This window comes from Polaribacter sp. ALD11 (genome assembly GCF_002831685.1).
In the GTDB taxonomy this organism is placed as follows: Bacteria; Bacteroidota; Bacteroidia; order Flavobacteriales; family Flavobacteriaceae; genus Polaribacter.
In genome coordinates this window covers 669,894-687,831 of record NZ_CP025119.1, presented here as the reverse complement: position 1 = coordinate 687,831, position 17,938 = coordinate 669,894, and the positions used below count along the sequence as shown (strand labels likewise).

The window sequence follows — 17,938 nt, the reverse complement described above, 5'->3', positions numbered from 1 at the left end:
TAGAAAAAACCAAAAGTTAACTTTAATAACTTATTTATTTCTGGCTCAATTCCGTAGTTTTTTACAACGTGTTTGTACAAGGTTAGTTGCGTGGTTTAGCAATAAAGTTAATAAATAATTACTGACAAAGAAAATCCGCGAGGATTTTCGTAAGTGAGCAAAAAGCAAGCAATTAATTTTATACGGTGTTGTAGTGCGTTATTTTTTCGTTCAGCTTTTCAATCCACTTTTCTCGTTCATTAACAACAAAATCAAATTCATTTCCTCCATTGGTTTTTATTCGAATTCCGTTGTCAATTATTTTAGCTGTCTTTCTTTTTATTATTTCCGTAATATTCTCGTAAAGAATATCAGTTTGTCCTTTTTGGATATTTATTTTATGAGATTTAAAAACTACTTTTTTATCAGTTAAAAACAATTTTCCACCAACACCTTCCATTCCACGGAATAAGTTTGCGGGACCTTCAATTTCAATATTTTCGTCTTGTGCCAATTCAGGTTTAATGTTTTTTCCGATTTTAGAAGTGAATTTTGTTCCGAATTTTTGCGTTACATACGGAAATCCAATTCCCATAAAAATCCCGAAAAATATTCCTTGAAACAAGTAACTATTCAGACTTTGAAATTCTCCATCTAAGAAATAATCCATAAGACACATAATTCCAATAAATAAAAGTCCAGTTAAAATTGCTGACACAATTCTAAATTTCCAATTAAGTTTTATCAATTTATTTCCTATTTCCATAAAGTTTGGTTTTAATGCACTACAACGATTTGTGTAAGAATAGTAAGGGATTAAAATGTATTTACTTTTTGGTTTAGCACTTAGCCAAATTTACAATTTTTACCGTTATTTTTCTTTTAACCGTCAAATTGTAAATTTGGCGGACTTTGTTAATATGCACCAACTTTGAGCATAATACTTAACCCTTATTATTTTTACACCTTGTTGTGTGGCGTTTTTATAAATAGACTACTCCGTATTTTTCTTCTATTAATTTCAAATCCATTTTACCACTTTTCACTTGTCTACTTGTTTCAGCCATAAAATCTTTCGCCCAATCTCCAGGAATTATGTAACTAATAAGTTTAGCATTTTCATTTCCTATGTTTTTCATATAGTGAGATATTCCTCTTGGGCAATGTATTGAATCTCCAGACTCAATTACGAAAGTTTCATTTCCAATTTTCGCTTCTAATTTCCCTTCGATTACGTGAAATGTTTGATCTTCCCATTTATGATAATGGTCGGGAACAAAACCATTCGGTTCAATTATTCCGTCAGTAATTGCGTATTCAGAATTTGTGGCTTCTTTTCCGACCACTATACTCGTAAATTCTCTTTCAGTCATCCAGAATTTTTCATTTTCATTAGAATTCCATTTTTTTACAACTGGTTTTTTGTTTGTTTCTAGGGTCTTTTTATTCACTTTATGATTGTTTTTTAATGACACACAACGTGTTTGTATATGGTTTGTTGCGTGGTTTAAGCAACTAATTTAGTAAATAATTACCCACCAAGAAAGTCCGCGAGGACTTTCGTAAGTAGGCAATAAGCCAGCAATAAATTATATACGGTGTTGCCAACTGGCTTTATCCTATAATTTCTATTAATTCGTAACTTATCTTTTCTCTTCCAGTAACAAATGTTGTTTTATTGACAGACAGATGAATTCGACATTCTTTATTTAAAAAGTTTCTATCATATTCAATCAGTTGTTCTTCTGTTAATTCTGGATTAATAATTCCATTTATTAAGTTTCCTTCATCAGTTACCATTTCGAACTTTCCAGAATCTAATAAAATACCTCTTAAAATACCATTTATAAAAATTTCGTCTTCTGCATTATTTGTTGCATTGACTCTTTCAAAACCTTCTTTTACTTCTTTTTCTGAAATACTTACACCAAAACTACCAGTTTCTAATTTTAAAATAGAATTAGCATCAGATATTGTTTTAAGTAATGACTTTAAATTTGCTAGATTCCTTTTTGGTGTATTTTCAATTGCTTTTTCAAATTCTTCATCACTTTCAGTCGAAGCCTCAATTAATTCTACAACTTGTTTTATTGCATTAGAAACATCTTCTTCGTCAAATAAATCATTATGTTCAAGTTGGGATAATTCTACACCAAAAGAACCTGTTGGTAAAGCTGTTAGATATAATTCTGAATTTGCTGATTTTTTTGCTTGTCCACGTTTACCAACTCCACCAAATCTAACTAATGCTGTTTGCGTTTTAATTAATTCTTGAATTGGTTTCATCGTTTTACTTACAAATCTCGATTTTATTCCGATTGAACCTTTGACAGCATTTCCGCTAAAAAGCAATCTAATTTTTGGTTCAATTAAATCTTTTGGGAAATTAGCAAGCCTTTCTTTTAGCGAGTTTAATTTGTCTTTTAAACTATCTGACATTATTGGATGTTCGCCAACTAATTTAAGCATACGTTCAGTATCCAAAATTTGGGATTTAATTCTTTCTATTTCTGAAAATATGCTCATAACTCTATATTGTTTAAATAGGTTAAAGCTTCTTGGTCAATTTCAGCTGTATTTAATTCTAATCTTAGTATCCCTTTCCACACACCAAGTCTATTATGTGTAAAAAGTTGAATCCAATATCTAGTCATTTCTACTGTAACTTCGGGTCTATAGCAATAGTCAACTGCATAATGGTCTAATTTGTAATTGTTTTTAGCTAAAGAAGGATTAAAAAACTCAACAAATTCTCCTCTTTTAACTTGCTGTTCTTCTATTGTTAAACCTCCAAAGAAAGTTACTAAATCTAAATCATTTGGCGGACGGTTTTCTGTAATTTCTATATTTTCAATAAAACTTCCATCAAGCCATTGAAATCCATCAATGATTCCATTTTCTATCATTCGTTGCCTAAAAACTATTAAACCTTTTAGTATTTCTACACGTTCTTTTGTAGTTCCTAATTTTTGGCAAATTTCCAATGTATTGCAAGGGTAAGGACTTAAATCAGTCATTACTGCTGGATTTCCCAAGTGTGGTGGGATTACATTATTATGGTCGAAGTCTGGTATCAATATGTTCGTTTTTTAGCTTGTTGGCAACGTTTATTATACCATCAAATATATTGCATTTTGTTATTATTTTTCTTAATAAGACAACTTTTTTATAGTTTATTTAGTTTTTTAGGTTACTATTTACATAAAATAGATATTGTTTGTATGTCTGCATAAACTGTACTATAGTACTTTATTGAAAGAGATTAGACGTTTACAAATTGAAGAACAGAAGGATTTAAATGTACTTCAGCAGGTTGTCTTAAAACTAGGTTCTTAAATTATTATAATTCCATTTTGTGCGTTTATTTTCGCCAGGGTTCTTTTTGTGTTTTCATAAGTGACTATAATTAAGTGTTTAATTTTTAGTCAACCTATTTCAGGAAAGTACAAGGGGCAGAATGTTGGTAACGGTTTTGTGTAAGAATAGTAAGGTATTAAAAAAGCAGTTAATATTCAGTTTATTGCTTAGTGAAATTTACAATTTTTATTTTAAAAAATAGCCCGCAAAATTGTAATTTCTGCGGACTTTGTTAAAAACACTAAACTTTGGGTTAAGCACTAAAACCCTTATTATTTTTACACATTGTTAGCCACTGTTATTTTTCTAATTTGTATTTCGAAATATGACCAGACACATCTCCACCAAGGTAAAGATATCCATTATGCTCTTCAACAGAGGTTGCTTCTGCCACAAACTCTCCGGTTGTATCGTAATATGTTTTTATAATTTCTCCATTGCTACTTAAATGCATTAACATTCCGTAAGGTACTGCCTTGGGTTGCATAAAAGATGGTAGGCCGTAAACGATTTTTTTAACTAGTGGTTTTGAATGTATTTCATCTAAAGATTTATCTCTCTTAGTCGAAAACCCAAGCCAAAAACTACCATCTTTACTTCTAGAAATTCCATTTGGAAAACCTGTTAAATTATCTAAAAATATATCTGTAGTTCCTTTTTTATCGCCTTTAAGCCAATATCTACGTATTCTGTATTTTCCTAAATCTACCATTAATACAAAATCATCATTTTGAGAAACAGCAACTCCGTTTCCAAAATATGTTCCGTTAATTAGCGTTTTTACTCGTTTGGTTTTTGGGTTGTAACTGTAAAGCCCGCCATCTGGTCTAGCTTCCATTAATAACTTCCAGATATGTTTACTACTAAAACTCACTTTTGATGATGTATTTGTAAAATAGATCATTCCGTCACTAGCAATATCCACATCGTTAGGTATTAAGAACTTGTTACCGTTTTCATCTTCACTTGCCAAAGTTTTAATATGACCATTTTGGTCTATACTTATTAAACCTCTTTCTAAGTCGCCAGCGATTAGATTTTGATTACTATCAAAATGCATTCCTGTAACCCAAGATTCTGAATTTGCAAATACGCTAACTTTTCCAGACGTATCGATTTTTAAAACGCGACCATCTGTGAAATCTGTTTTAGAAATATGTACTCCACAATATAAATTTCCTTGATTATCTATTGCTATGTCTTCTGGACCAAACCAACCATTTAAATCAATCTGCTCTATTGTGCTTAATAATTCATTTTCTGCAAGTACGCCCTCTAGTTTTGGAATTGTTGGTGGCGACCAAGCTAAAGGACTAATTGACCAAGAATTATATGCTACATTAATAATAAATAAAGCAAATAATACAAGTATTGAAACAATTGATATTTTTAATTTTTTTGGTATTTTCATTGTGTTTATTTTTCGATTTATAAAGCACAAAGAAACGACAGGTTTTAATATTTATATCTTGACATTTGTTATGAAATGAAAATTTCTCTTCTAACTCGACTTAACGATTCGGAAGCTATACCAAGAAAACTCGCAATTTGATATTGAGGAACTCTACTTACAATTTTTTTGTTGTAATTTTTTAAAAAATCTAGGTATCTTTTTTTAGCAGATTTTGTCTGCATTGTTAAGGTTCTTTCTAAAGCACAAAGATGATTTTTTTCGGCTAAAATTCTACCGAATTTTTCAAATTTTGAAGATTCTTTATAAAGCTGAATTAAGCTATCTGAAGATATTTTATAAACGATGCTATCTTCAATAACTTCTAAGTTTTCTGATGAAGTTGTTTGATTTATAAAGCTGTTAAAAACCGTTATAAATTGATTATCACAAGCGAAGTAAGTAGTAATATCTTTTTCATCTAAATTTTTATATGTTCTAAATAGTCCAGATTCAATAAAGTACAAGGACTCTGCCGTATTTCCTTCCTCAATTAATATGGTTTTCGCTTTATACTCTTGTCTTTTTAGTTGTTTAGAAAATTCTTCACATTCACTTTCTGTTAACCCAATTAATTCTTTCAGTATTTTATTTAGTTCCTTCATTTATTTTAATTATGGCTAACGTTGTTCTATAAGTTTTGTGACGTTAGTTTAGTAGTAAAGTTAGTAAATAATTACCGACAAAGAAAGTCCGCTAGGATTTCCGCAAATAGGCAAGGAGCCAGTAATAAATTATATACGGTGTTTTAAAAAACGAAACACACCAACTGTAATTATCTCAATTATTTTTTCAAATCAGATTCAGCATGGTAATTTCTTCTAAACCTCAAAAAACCATCAAGCATAATACTAGTTCTATCTTACAATAAAAAATAGTGTATAAATACCTATTTTACAAGGTGATTTTAAGTTGTAAGTGCTATTCCTTGGTATTGTTACGCCAAACCAAAGTAAATACAAATTAAAGCAATGGTATCAAAAAAACCGTGTACAGCAATAATAAACCACAAATCGTATTTACGCAAGTAGAATATTAGAGCTAACAACGCTCCAACAAACCCTGTTACAAGTTGGCCTGTAATTCCTTGATAACTATGCATAAAGCCAAAAAAACAAGCAAATAAGACAATATTAAGTACAATGCTGACTTTACTTTCTCCAAAGAATTTTACAAACTGTCGCATAAAATAACCGCGAAAGATAATTTCTTCTCCAAACCCCGCAGTAGCCCACACTACTAATAAAGCAGTTAAACAGGCTGAAAGATTCCCTCTCAATTGTTCAAAATTAGAATAGTCGATAGCAACTCCTGTAAGTTTTGTAATTCCAGGAACCAATGCAAAGACATAAAAAACAAAGAGCCCTAGTGCAACTAACGGAGCAAGTACAAAGATGTTTTTAAATGTGAATTTTTCACGTTGAAAACCAAGTGCTGAAAATGGTTTTCCTTTGTATTCTATATAATTCGCTATAATGATTACTATAGAAATAATGATATTTTCGATGTAACTTATACGGATTGGTCCAAACCATAAAAAGCAAATGATTGCAAAGGTAATTAATGGAATTAATGTTTGTCTTAAGGTAATTTTATTCATTCTTTTAGATTTTAAATTCTAAGCGAAATAATGAACAAATTCTCTAAAAATCCCTTTAAATAGGTGTGTTTTTACTGAATGGTCGTAAATTTATAACTGAATAGTCGATAGTTTTTGGTTTCTTTTATTGAAACCAACTCATAAATGCTTTTCGCTTGTATCGACTAATATTGATTTCTGGAATCGCATTGTTTTCAATGGAAGTTTTTAACCGAATACGTAACTTGCCATTTTCAATCTTTTCAATTTGGTCGATAGCATCTTTGTGAAAGATAATTTGCCGATTGGCTCTAAAAAACAATTGATCGTTTATTTTTTCTTCAAGCTCATTCAATGTAAAGTCGGTGCTAATTGTTGTGCCGTTATTTTGCACAGTATACACAATTTTGTTTTCGATGTAAAAGCACGCAATATTTTCATAAGTAAGTTTCGTCATTTTCGCGCCGCTTTCAATAGTAATTTCAGCACCTTTTATAGATAACTGATATAAATTGTATGTGTCTTGTGCATACCATAAACCTATGAGAATAAAACTTAATAATAAAGTAATTAGCAATCCTATTAATAAATAATAGAACTCTGTCTGTGCACCTACAACTATATTTAAAATAATATTTACAGGAATATACATGATTGTAATATATCCTAGAGTAGAAATCAGATACCATATAATAGTAACAATTTCTACTTTTTTAGAGAAATACTTTTTCTTGTAATATTTAAAATTAAGATGCGCTATGATTCCAATAAAAACACATAAAACAATAGACGACAGAAAACCTTCTATAGGAAATCTATAGGTTTCACCACCAGGAAAACTTTCGCGCTTAGTTAAGTGATTTGCTACTAAAAATAAAATGGATAATACAATTGCTTTCTGAAACCAACGCCATGTAGCACTATCGGTAAATATATGCCATACTGTTTTTACTGTATTCTTGGTTGGTTGTGTAGTACTCATAAATTAGAAGTTCTTTTTTGTCAGATTCAAAAGTAAAGAATAATTTCTCTATAGATTGTTTACCAAGAATATTGCTCATCATTCAGATTGAATACCGAATTTAATAAATAAAAACTGAATAGAAAATCTGCGAGTATTTTTGTAAGTAGACGATAAAAGAATTAGTCATACACGGTGTTGGCAACTGGCTTTATTCAATTTTTAAGGTAAGGTAAAATATATTTTTCAAAAATCATTTCAGGTTGTTGTGTTTTTCCATTTCTGTAATTTCCAGCAGTTATAACTAGAACTGTTTTTAAAGAAGGAAGAACAAAAATATACTGTCCTCCATTACCTCTTGCTTCAATAGATTTTATGCATTTTCCTTTAGTTTCGTATGTATTGTGCCACCATAAATAACCATATCCATTTTTTTCTGGCACGTTTTCTAAATTTCTATAATTTTTAAAGGAATTTTTAACCCATTTTTTTGATAGAATTCGTTTTGATTTCCATTTCCCTCTATTAAGATATAATTCCCCAAATTTGAGCATATCTTTTGGCGTGAGATACATTCCACCACCAAAGTATGGGTTTCCTTTTAAATCTGATTGAATTACGTAATTTGAAATTTTAAGTGGTTGAAATAAATTTTTATCCATAAATAATGCTAATGATTCTGAAACTATTGAGTCCATTGCCACACCAAGAAGATATGGATTTGCAGAACCATAATTGGCTTTCGTATTTGGACTATTAATCATTTTAGAGTTTAATATTGTTTCTGTCCAGTCTTTTGTCATTTGAAAATTATCTTCTACAGCAGGTGATTTTGGATTGGCGTTAATACCATAATCAATAGCATCTATTCCAGAACTCATTGTTAAAAGGCTCTCTATATTTATTTTCAGTTTTAAACTGTCTTTATGACTTTGATATTTTTTAGGTAAAAACTCGAAAATTGATTGCTTAACATTTTTAAATAAGGATTTGTCTTTTGCTATTCCAACTATGGCAGACGATATACTTTTTGAAGCTGATTTCATCTGATGAGGAATATTTGAGTTATAACCATCAAAATAGTTTTCGTATACAACTTTACCTTTTCTTGAAATTAAAACTGAATGTGTATTAGGAAAGCTGTCTTTTGCGATAAGCTTTTCCATTTCTTTAAGTTCAAGGTTATTAGTCTTTTTATCAATTTTATTGGTGTCAAACAAGCCTATCTTCCAATCTGTGTTAGATTTTTTTAAATCAATTTGAGAAACTAAACCATCGTCTATATAAATTCCTAAACTAATTTTTTGAGGTAGTAATTTTCCTTTAAACTTTAATCCTGTTTTAAAATCTTCAAAAAATAAATTATCATTTTCTTTTTGAAAATTAGTACACCAAGTTCCTGTAAATGTATTATCGCCAAAAAAAGGATAAGCCTCATAGTCGTTTCCTGATCCATTTTCTAGACTTAAATAGAATTTTTCAGATTTTAATTTATCTACCATTAATATATTCCAAACACCTACAAACGAATTGCGGTTTGATAGTGTCAATTTCAAATGATAGAGTAATAAACCCGATTTAATAAAACCGTTAATCTCTTTTCCATTTTCAGAAAGTACACCTTCAAAAGAATAATTTTCTGCAAAAGGTATTGTAATTATTGATTTACTTATGGATTCAAACGAATAGTCAATAATGCTTTTATCGTTAGAAATTTTGAATCTAGTTTTTTCAAGTCCTAGATTTTCTATTTCAACTTTTAGATTGAATGATTTTAAATTTTCAATTTTGCCTTCCCAATTGCTTGTGTAATCTTGCATATTCTGACCATAAATACAATTGGTAAGAAATGTAAATAAGAGAATTAAAATACTTTGTAGCTTCATTTTTTAATTGATTTTGATGAACTGCAAAAATAGTGTTATCTTATATCTCAAAATTGTATATAATTAACATTAGGAAATATCCTTTAAAAATTTTGATGGTGTTGTCTTATATATTTTCTTAAAATTTGAAATGAAATGACTTTGGTCGTAAAAATCACATAGATAGCAGATTTCACTCATAGAAAATTTGTTTGAAGTTAGTAAGCAAAATGCTTTATTAAGTTTTATTAATCGAATATAATTACCAAGACTTGTTCCGAAATACCGGTTAAATTCTCTAGACAAATGAACAGGGTGTATTTCTAATTTTGAACTTAAACTATTTAAAGAATAGTCTATTTGTTCCTCATTCAACAATTCTTTTAGTTTATTTGCCCAATCTGGTTTTCTTAAATTTCTTTCTTTACTTTCCTTAATTGTATTGAAAATTTCAATCAAATCACTTTCAATACTTAAGTTTGAATACTGGTCGTTAATTTTAGTTTCAACAAATATATGGTTCATCAAGTTCTTTATTATAGGATTCTTTAAATTGATGCTTCCTTCAAAATTTGTTATCTGAATATCAAAGTTTGAAAACCAATTCTTATTCAATTCAATGTGAAAACCTCTTGTAAATTCAGGTGGTTTTATATTATAATGTGAGTCTTGCCAATTATGAAATAGTAGGTTTCCTGGTTCTAAATAGTAGGATTCTTTTTTGTTAGATTCAAATAACTTCCCTTGAAGTAAATAAGTAAAATATGGATTTTCGTGATAGTGCCAATCAACTTTACTGTGTGTATATTCTGTATCGGTAATTATTAGATTTTCAAAAGCTGATTTTTGGTAATGTGTTCCGTAAAACTCTCCTGTTTTTAGTTTATTCATTCTTTTTTTTCAGCTTGTTGCTAACGTTGATGTATATGGTTTTTTGCGTGTTTTAGGCATCTAATTTAGTAAATAAAAACCGAATAGAAAATCCGCGAGGGTTTTCGTAAGTAGGCGAGGACTAGCAATTAATTTTATACGGCTTAAGTTTGTATTTCATTAAATTAGACAAATAAACAGAAAGCACAAAAGAGAGGAATAAGGTTATTATATACGTAGAGACTTTAGATCTCGTTAACATTGAAAATCCCCTATTTTTTCTACACAGATTTCGTACAGTTCTATGAGGCTTTTAGACCTCGATTTTAAGTCGTTGAAACTCGCGTAGCTTGTCCTTTCAAAAAATATTTTCTTATGAATAAAGGTATAAAATATTTTGGACTTGACATCAGTCATTTAGTTTTTGATGTTACCGATTCCATTGGGAATTATTACCAATTTAAAAATAGTATTTCGGGCTTTAAGAAGTTCGTAAAATTGTTAGATATTAATAGTCATTGTGTGCTGGAGGCTACGAGTTATTATCATTACCAGTTAGCCTATTATTTACAAGAACAAGGTGTTAAAGTTTCAGTAGAGAATCCTTTGTCTGTAAAACGGTTTATTCAGATGAAGCTGTCTAAAATTAAGACAGATAAAAGCGATTCGAAGTTAATTTGTGAGTATGCCAAACAAGTTGAATTAAAACTTGTTTTAACGGATGGTTTTGATCGCTTTACAAGTGGAAGTGAACTTTGTAGTTATGTTGGTTTAACTCCCGTAATACGACAGAGTGGAAGTAGTGTAAAAGGACGTCCTCGAATCAGTAAAATAGGAAATCAAAAGCTTCGAAATTTACTATTTATGTGCAGTTTTAATGCCTGTAAATATAACCATGCCTGCAAAGCAATTTATGATAGAATAGTCGCTAAGGGAAAGAGCAAAAAACTAGCCTTAATAGCAGTTTGTAATAAGCTATTAAAACAGGCTTTTGCTATCGCTAAATCAAGATTAACTTATGATAATAATTATAGAAGTGCTTTAGTGAAAAATTAATGAGTTTTTACTTGTTTTTTGCCACAGTACTTTGTTATCCACTGGCTTTATTTTTCGTTCTGCTTATTAATCGGAAGTTTAATATTAGAACGTATTTATTTGCAGGCAAAGGCATACTCTTTTGCAATTTTTGGCTCGTGTGTCGGCTGATGCGAATTGAAAATGTGTACGACTTTTAGCGTTGGCTTTTATATCAATGTCAATATGTATCCAAATAATGCTCCGCCAATTACTATAAATGCACTATTCATTTTCTTAAAAATAAAAACACATATTAGGCTTATAGTCGCAATGAGAATTGTCCTCCAATCAGTTAACGTTTCTTTTCCCATTTCTACACAAACTGCTATAATAACAGCAACAGCTGCAATATTTACGGCATCTAAAAATGCAGAAAATATTTTAGATTTCCGCATTTTAGGAACAAATGGATTTAGAATAGAAACAAAGATAAATGAAGGAAGAAAAATTCCAATTGTTGCAGCAATCGCTCCCCAAAACCCACCTAATTGCCATCCAATAAATGTAGCGGTAGATAAAACAGGTCCTGGTGTAAATTGTCCTACTGCTACAGCATCTATCAATTCTTGTCTGGTTAGTAAACCTGTTGTAACTAATTCCGCATCTAAAAAAGCAAATAATACATAGCCACTTCCATAAAGTAGTGCACCTACTTTAAAGAAAGTCCAGAGGATTTTCAGGGTACTTGGTGTTAGTATAACTTGCAGTAAAACGAGCGGAGTAAAACTGTTTAGATTGTTCTTGGAGTTTAGGGTGAAATATAAAATTAACCCCATCAATCCACAGGCAAACAATGCTAAAATTTCATTTACTCCAAGTAAACAGGCAATCAAAGTTAACGCACCTAAAACCCCAAGTTCTACATTTTTTAGTGCTTTTTTACCAAGTCTGTAAACCGCACCAAGAATAATAGCAATTACAGCTGGCTTTATTCCGTAAATAAAAGGTTCAACTTTAGGTAATTGTCCGTATTGTTGATACAGCCAAGCAAAAACCATTGTAATAACTACAGCAGGAAAAACAAAACAAGCACCAGCCACTATTAATCCTTTCCAACCTGCTCTTTCGTGTCCGCAATGCATTGTCATTTCGGTGGAATTTGGGCCTGGGATTAAATTAGTAGCACCTACTAAATCGAGAAAATGTTGAGATGTCATCCACTTTCTTTTTTTTACAACTTCATTTTCCATCATTGCTATATGAGCTGCAGGACCTCCAAATGCAATGCTTCCTAATTTAAAAAAAAGTTTTGCGACTTCTTTTAAGTTTTTTTTACTGTCCATTTTGTAGAAATTGGTTTAATTAAAAGGCTTAACATAAAACTGATTATAATAGCGGTTAATATATCTGTTAAGTAGTGAGCTCCCAATATCATTCTTGAATAGGCAACGAGAAAAGCCCAACAAAAAACAGGAAGTAAGTATATTTTTTTAAAAGAAATGAATAGCATTCCGAATGCCAAAGTGAAGGCAATTGTTGTATGACCAGATGGAAATGAAAAATTGCTTGTTTCAGATAATTGAATGATGTCAGGATTTGTAATAAATGGTCGTGGTCTCTTAACAGTGTATTTCAAGAATAAGCTAATAAAAGAGGAAGCTATAATTATGAGCAATAGACTATAATATTTTATATTGAAAGGCTTTGGTTTCTTTGTAATATACAACCAACCAATAATTCCTAAAGTTATAATGGAAACAATGAATGTAGATGAAGAAATCCAATAAAAGAATACGTCTAGAAAATCTATTCTATTAATTTGAACCCATTTTAAAAGCTCATAGTCGTATTTTGGAAAGGCACTCATTTAGTGATGTGAATTTTTGCGGTCAATTGACCAGAATCCACCACCTTTTATAAATAGAAATAAACCACCCAACCACATTGCAAAGTCAGTTCGCATTTCGTGTGCCATACTCCAAAAGCCATAAGTTTTAAGCTCGCGTAGCACGAATGAACCAAAACTTTCATCAAAAGCAATCGGAATTTTGGTTACAATTATGGCTACCGTCATATTGATGAGCATTGCAAAAGCTGCAGCACGAGTTAAAAGACCTACGAGTAATAATAAGCCGCATAGAATCTCGAATACACCAACAAAATGTGCTAAAAAGTCAGGATTAGTGAAACCCATTTTTTCAAACCTTCCTGTTCCTCTTGCTATTGGATATAAAAATTTTTGAATACCTTCTGAAAGGAAAACAGAACCCACCATTAGGCGAATAATAATCGTTGTTTTGGAATGGTCTGTTTTAATTAATCTATGTAACATTTGTAATTGTTTTTTTAATAAAAATAGGATTAAAAACTTTGTAAAGTTTAGAAACTATTAAAGCTATAGGAATACTTAAAATTATAGGAACGAGTATATCCGTTGGATAGTGAACGCCAAGGTAAATTCTGCTAATGCTAACAAAAATTGCCCAAGGAATAAGGACGAAAGGTATCCATTTTAGTTTTTTACGAGCTACTAATGTTAGATAGAATGCTAATGAAAAAACATTGGCTGCGTGAGAAGATATAAAACCGAATTTACCACTCTTATAATTATTAACAAAATGAAGTTTTCCTTCTAAATCAGGATTCTGACTTGGTCGTAATCTCTCAAAAAATGGTTTAAAAAATCCTGAAGCCAATTGGTCACTCATTGTTATAAGTATGCCTATCAGTAAAATCATTAAGATAGAGTTTTTTTTATATTTCCATATTAAGAACGAAGCTAATATCAAATAAAAAGGTAGCCAAGTCCATTTTCCAGAAACAATCCACATTATATGATCCCAAAATTCATTGTGATTACCATTTATCCACAACAGAATATCAGTATCTATTTTTTTGATTCTTTCTATCATTTTTTTCTTATTGGTGATTGTTCTGGCAAGAATAAAGTAAAAATAAACTGATATTAAAAATTATCCATTTCATATTTCCTATTCTAAATTGATTGTGTAAAAATATACAATACAATGATAAAAAAATGGTCTATTTGAAAAATTGATGGTACTTACTTGTTTACTCTACGAAATTCATTAGGAGTATTTTTAACGTGACGTTTGAAGTATTTAGAGAAATGAGAATTATCGTTGAAATCAAGTTTATTGGCAATTTCACTTACCGTGAAATCGGTGTAAAGTAAAAGTCTTTTTGCTTCATTAATTATGTATACAGAGAGAGTCTCACTTGCAGAGTGATCTGTTTCTTTTCTGCAAATTGCATTTAAGTTTTGGGGTGAGGTGTTTAATAAATTTGCATAGTGGCTTACCTTATTGGTCAGTTTGTTTTCTTGATTTAAAAGGTTAATAAATTTATGGAAGATAGTGTTATTGGCATTTTTAGAAGGAGTAATTTTTGCAGATTCAAGAAGTTTTGCTAAAAGAGCTTTTAATAATCCATTTATTATTGGTCGTTTAGACGTTTTCTTTTCTTGATGTTCATTATATAAAATCTTAAATATGTCAATTGCGATATTGTCTTTTGGGAAAAGGCAATTTTGTGCGCTTAATTCTGAAATTAAACGAATTATTACTTTGTCCAAACAATCGTCAATAAAGGGTTTTTTAATTATGAGTACAAATCCTTCTGGTTCTGATTTGATATCCCAAAAATGTACTTGCTCTTTTCGGATGGTAAATATTACAGGTGTTTTTATTTCGTATTGTTTAGCGTCAATAGTATGCGAACCTTTTCCTTTAGTCAAGTAAATTATTTCAAAATAGTTGTTGTGTTTATGTGGAGATGTCTTTCTAACATCTTTTCTAAAAAATTCAATTTTGATAGATGGATTTGTTTTTGCTTTATCTTTTATTTTTATGTTTGAATTCATAGTTGTGCGTTGGCTATTTTAGCTCTTTTGGTTTTTTAGGGCAATGGCTTGTGCGATGAGAAAAACCAAATGTGCTAAAATGAGCTGTGGCATTTTTTATTTCGGATTTTTAATGTTTCACGGTTTTTTAGCTTGTGGGTAACGTTTTTGTATAAGATAAGTTACGTGTTTTAAGCACTAAAGTTAGTAAATAAAACACAGATTTAAAGTCTGAGAGAACTTTCGTAAATAAGATAAAACCAGCAATTAATTTTATATGGTGTTAGCCATAGGATTTGGTTTTATCATTTAGTAAAAATGTCTTTTCAACTTTAAAAATTGTTTTTCAAATAAATGATATGAGGTTATACTAATGCCGATTGTTATAATTAAAGATGTTATTCCTAATAAATACCAATTAGAAAAAGATAGATACTTAAAAACCTGAATTAGTAATAATACTATGATAGTATGATATAAGTATAATCCATATGTATAAATACCTAATTTGCTAAACCATAAATTGTCATTTATGTGAATAGAATTATTTCCTAATGTGAATAGTATAGTAACTGAAAATAAAAGGCTCAAGATAAAAGGTGATAAATGCTCAATAAATACGAAGTTAATATTTGGGATTATAAAAACGATTGCAACGTTTAAAATTAAAAAGATATATTTAAAATATCTTGGAATTTTTTCTAAATAATTTATGAAACTTTTTTTATGTATCAAAATATATGCAGGTATTGCTCCAAAGGCAAAGTAATCAAGATGAGAAAATATATCAATATGACTTATTCCAAAATGAGTGTAAATTTGCCGAGAGATATTAGCAATAATAATGCTGGATATAATAAGATGCGGGATTTTTTTTGCAGAAATAAAATAGAGTAATACTGCCCACAGAATATAAAAATGTTCTTCAATACAAAGTGACCACATAACCCTTAAAGGTGCTCCATCAGGAAATGTATTTGTCATCATCATTTTATAATTCTCACCAAAGAATATTGATGTCAATAAATCAGGTTTGTATCCTTCATTGTTAAAAGGCAAGTTTAAGGCATTCAATATATATGGAGATAAATATGCAAACGCTATCATAAGGTAAAATAATGGCCAAATTCTCAGAATACGTCTGGCGAAAAATTTCTTTAGAGATATTTTATTATGGTGTTTTTTTTCATAGAGTAAAATATAAGTAATTAGAAATCCGCTTAACACAAAAAAGAATGTTACACCAATTCCTCCACTTTTAAGAAAGAAATCAATATATATGTTTCCCGTCTTTGGTAAGTGTAATAAAAAAACCAAAAGAAAAGCGAAAAATCTTAAAGCATCAAATGTGTGAAAGTGTTTTCTACTCATTCTGTATAAATATTGTTCGGTTTAACATCTTATGGCCAACGTGTTGGTGTATGATTAGTTGCGTATTTCGAGCACCTAATTTAGTAAATAAAAGCGTAGTAGAAAATCCCCTAAGGTTTTTCGCAAGTAGGCAATAAGCCAGCAATAAAGTTTATACGTCTTAAGTTTGTATTTTATTAAATTAGACAAATAAACAGAAAGCAAAAAAGAGAGGAATAAGGTTATTGGCTTAGCACAAAAGCCCTATGTTTTTTATACATTGTTGGCAATTGGCTTTTAAGTAGTTTATGATTTAGTCTTTATTCTACTTCAAAAATAGCTTGAATTTCTACAGAAGAATTTACAGGAATCGATGATGCTCCATAAGTAGCTCTTGCATGCTTCCCTTTTTCTCCAAAAACTTCAACCATTAAATTTGATGCTACATTCATTAAGTTTGCATGTTTAGTGTAATCATCTGTAGTGTTAAAGATACCTGTTAGTTGAACACATTTTTTTACTTTATTTAAATCGCCACCAACAGCATCTTTTAAAACAGCTAAAACATTAAGCATTGTAGTTCTTGTAGCTTCATTTACCTGCTTTTCATTTATATCTAATCCTAATTTACCGGGGTTTACAACTTTTCCATCTTTAAAGGCAACTTGATTAATAAATACCAAATTTCCTGACCTTACATAAGGTTCATAGCTCCCAGCAGGTTTAGGTACTTTAGGCAATTCAATTTTCTTATCTTTTAATACTGTATTAACATCTATTTTTTTATTATTCTCTTTTATTGCTATAGTTGTTGGAAATGTACCTTTTAATGCATGCGCTACTTTAGCAAAATTTTGTCCTTGAAGATTCGCTAGAAAACGTTCACTTTTTGTTGGTCTTTCTACATTCTTAAATGAAGCTAAACTAGTTGTTCCTAAAACAGTATTACCTTGAGGGATGGTTTTATCAATGTTTTTAGTACCTCTAATTCCGTTGGAAACCAAAATCATTCCGTGTACTGCTAAACTATTCCAAAAAGATTGTATTGCAAGTTCTTTTCCAGCTCCACTACCTGCAGACATAAATACCGTTGCTGGCATTCCTTCTAAAGCATGATTGCTCCATAATTCTACCGTTTTTGATAAAAACTCACTCATTGCTGTACTAATATTTCCAAAATATATTGGCGAACCAAAAGCAATACCATCATATGTAGTTAATTCTTCAATGGATGCTACGGATATATTTTTTAAAGATGGGTTATTAGAAGCCTTTACCAATTTTATATAAGCCTTAACTTCTCCCTTGGCTTCAATTCCTTTTGCAATCTCTTGTGCTAATTTATAAGTTCCTCCATTATCTGAATGAATTAAAACAAGAATTTTGGTTTTTTGGGCTTGAATGGTGCTCATAAACAGGATGGTTAAAATTAATAATGTTGCGCTGTATAATTTTTTCATTTTGTTTTTTTAGATGAATATCAAGTTTTCTAAATTCAATTTTTAGATACTTATAAGTATAATTGTTTGTATAGCCATTACGATTCAAAACATTATGTTGAAAATAAAGGATATATTTTCAGCAAAAATATCTTAAATAATAGGATGTATTGTGATTTCGATTGTCAATATTTTGTTAAATGATTAAC

At 30.0% G+C, this 17,938-nt stretch carries 18 protein-coding genes; 1 reads left to right on the top strand and 17 read right to left on the bottom strand.

Translation table 11 applies throughout. The features are described from left to right. Nucleotides 1-178 precede the first annotated feature (178 nt). From CW731_RS02905 to CW731_RS02860, 10 genes are all read right to left on the bottom strand, one after another. Nucleotides 179-745: a GRAM domain-containing protein gene (locus CW731_RS02905; protein WP_100945319.1), complete on the bottom strand. Its 567-nt coding sequence runs from the start codon at nucleotides 743-745 to the stop codon at nucleotides 179-181. A gap of 217 nt (nucleotides 746-962) precedes the next feature. Continuing rightward, on the bottom strand, nucleotides 963-1,430 hold the full coding sequence (locus CW731_RS02900; RefSeq protein WP_100945318.1) for a cupin domain-containing protein: 468 nt from the start codon (nucleotides 1,428-1,430) through the stop codon (nucleotides 963-965). Between the two features lie 163 nt (nucleotides 1,431-1,593). Next, the gene (locus CW731_RS02895) at nucleotides 1,594-2,448 is read right to left on the bottom strand and encodes a hypothetical protein (protein WP_157812176.1); all 855 of its coding nucleotides are present in this window, start codon (nucleotides 2,446-2,448) and stop codon (nucleotides 1,594-1,596) included. A 53-nt stretch (nucleotides 2,449-2,501) separates the two neighbouring features. Then, nucleotides 2,502-3,056, bottom strand: a complete 555-nt coding sequence (locus CW731_RS02890) for a hypothetical protein (RefSeq protein ID WP_100945316.1) — start codon at nucleotides 3,054-3,056, stop codon at nucleotides 2,502-2,504. A 578-nt stretch (nucleotides 3,057-3,634) separates the two neighbouring features. Beyond that, nucleotides 3,635-4,747, bottom strand: coding sequence for an SMP-30/gluconolactonase/LRE family protein (locus CW731_RS02885; protein ID WP_100945315.1), 1,113 nt, complete (start codon nucleotides 4,745-4,747; stop codon nucleotides 3,635-3,637). A gap of 68 nt (nucleotides 4,748-4,815) precedes the next feature. Continuing rightward, the gene (locus CW731_RS02880; protein ID WP_100945314.1) at nucleotides 4,816-5,391 is read right to left on the bottom strand and encodes a Crp/Fnr family transcriptional regulator; all 576 of its coding nucleotides are present in this window, start codon (nucleotides 5,389-5,391) and stop codon (nucleotides 4,816-4,818) included. Nucleotides 5,392-5,723: 332 nt separating this feature from the next. Beyond that, nucleotides 5,724-6,386, bottom strand: coding sequence for a CPBP family intramembrane glutamic endopeptidase (locus CW731_RS02875; protein WP_100945313.1), 663 nt, complete (start codon nucleotides 6,384-6,386; stop codon nucleotides 5,724-5,726). A 124-nt stretch (nucleotides 6,387-6,510) separates the two neighbouring features. Further along, nucleotides 6,511-7,347 (bottom strand): LytTR family DNA-binding domain-containing protein, encoded by an 837-nt coding sequence (locus CW731_RS02870; protein ID WP_100945312.1) that lies wholly within the window; start codon nucleotides 7,345-7,347, stop codon nucleotides 6,511-6,513. Between the two features lie 194 nt (nucleotides 7,348-7,541). Beyond that, a complete protein-coding gene (locus CW731_RS02865) occupies nucleotides 7,542-9,212 on the bottom strand; it encodes a serine hydrolase (protein WP_100945311.1) in 1,671 nt (556 codons plus the stop codon). A 69-nt stretch (nucleotides 9,213-9,281) separates the two neighbouring features. Next, nucleotides 9,282-10,082, bottom strand: coding sequence for an AraC family transcriptional regulator (locus CW731_RS02860; RefSeq protein WP_100945310.1), 801 nt, complete (start codon nucleotides 10,080-10,082; stop codon nucleotides 9,282-9,284). A gap of 354 nt (nucleotides 10,083-10,436) precedes the next feature. Here CW731_RS02860 and CW731_RS02855 point away from each other — a divergent pair, with 354 nt between their 5' ends. Beyond that, nucleotides 10,437-11,117: a transposase gene (locus CW731_RS02855; RefSeq protein WP_100945309.1), complete on the top strand. Its 681-nt coding sequence runs from the start codon at nucleotides 10,437-10,439 to the stop codon at nucleotides 11,115-11,117. Nucleotides 11,118-11,305: 188 nt separating this feature from the next. On the opposite strand, the gene chrA is transcribed toward CW731_RS02855, so the two are convergent. The 7 genes from chrA to CW731_RS02820 all read right to left on the bottom strand — a co-directional run bounded on the left by chrA (nucleotide 11,306) and on the right by CW731_RS02820 (nucleotide 17,750). After that, a complete protein-coding gene (chrA, locus tag CW731_RS02850) occupies nucleotides 11,306-12,421 on the bottom strand; it encodes a chromate efflux transporter (protein ID WP_100945308.1) in 1,116 nt (371 codons plus the stop codon). Continuing rightward, nucleotides 12,400-12,945 carry a phosphatase PAP2 family protein gene (locus CW731_RS02845; protein WP_100945307.1) on the bottom strand — a complete coding sequence of 182 codons (546 nt, stop codon included), beginning with the start codon at nucleotides 12,943-12,945 and terminating at the stop codon, nucleotides 12,400-12,402. Before CW731_RS02845 ends, chrA begins: the two co-directional genes overlap by 22 nt. Beyond that, nucleotides 12,946-13,410 (bottom strand): DoxX family protein, encoded by a 465-nt coding sequence (locus CW731_RS02840; RefSeq protein WP_100945306.1) that lies wholly within the window; start codon nucleotides 13,408-13,410, stop codon nucleotides 12,946-12,948. Next, nucleotides 13,400-13,990 carry a phosphatase PAP2 family protein gene (locus tag CW731_RS02835; RefSeq protein ID WP_232734708.1) on the bottom strand — a complete coding sequence of 197 codons (591 nt, stop codon included), beginning with the start codon at nucleotides 13,988-13,990 and terminating at the stop codon, nucleotides 13,400-13,402. Before CW731_RS02835 ends, CW731_RS02840 begins: the two co-directional genes overlap by 11 nt. A gap of 152 nt (nucleotides 13,991-14,142) precedes the next feature. Then, nucleotides 14,143-14,961 (bottom strand): helix-turn-helix domain-containing protein, encoded by an 819-nt coding sequence (locus CW731_RS02830; protein ID WP_100945305.1) that lies wholly within the window; start codon nucleotides 14,959-14,961, stop codon nucleotides 14,143-14,145. 288 nt (nucleotides 14,962-15,249) lie between these two features. Continuing rightward, entirely contained in the window at nucleotides 15,250-16,311 is a 1,062-nt protein-coding gene (locus CW731_RS02825; RefSeq protein WP_100945304.1) for an acyltransferase, read from the bottom strand. A 299-nt stretch (nucleotides 16,312-16,610) separates the two neighbouring features. Next, on the bottom strand, nucleotides 16,611-17,750 hold the full coding sequence (locus tag CW731_RS02820) for an Atu1372/SO_1960 family protein (protein WP_100945303.1): 1,140 nt from the start codon (nucleotides 17,748-17,750) through the stop codon (nucleotides 16,611-16,613). Between the last annotated feature and the right edge of the window lie 188 nt (nucleotides 17,751-17,938).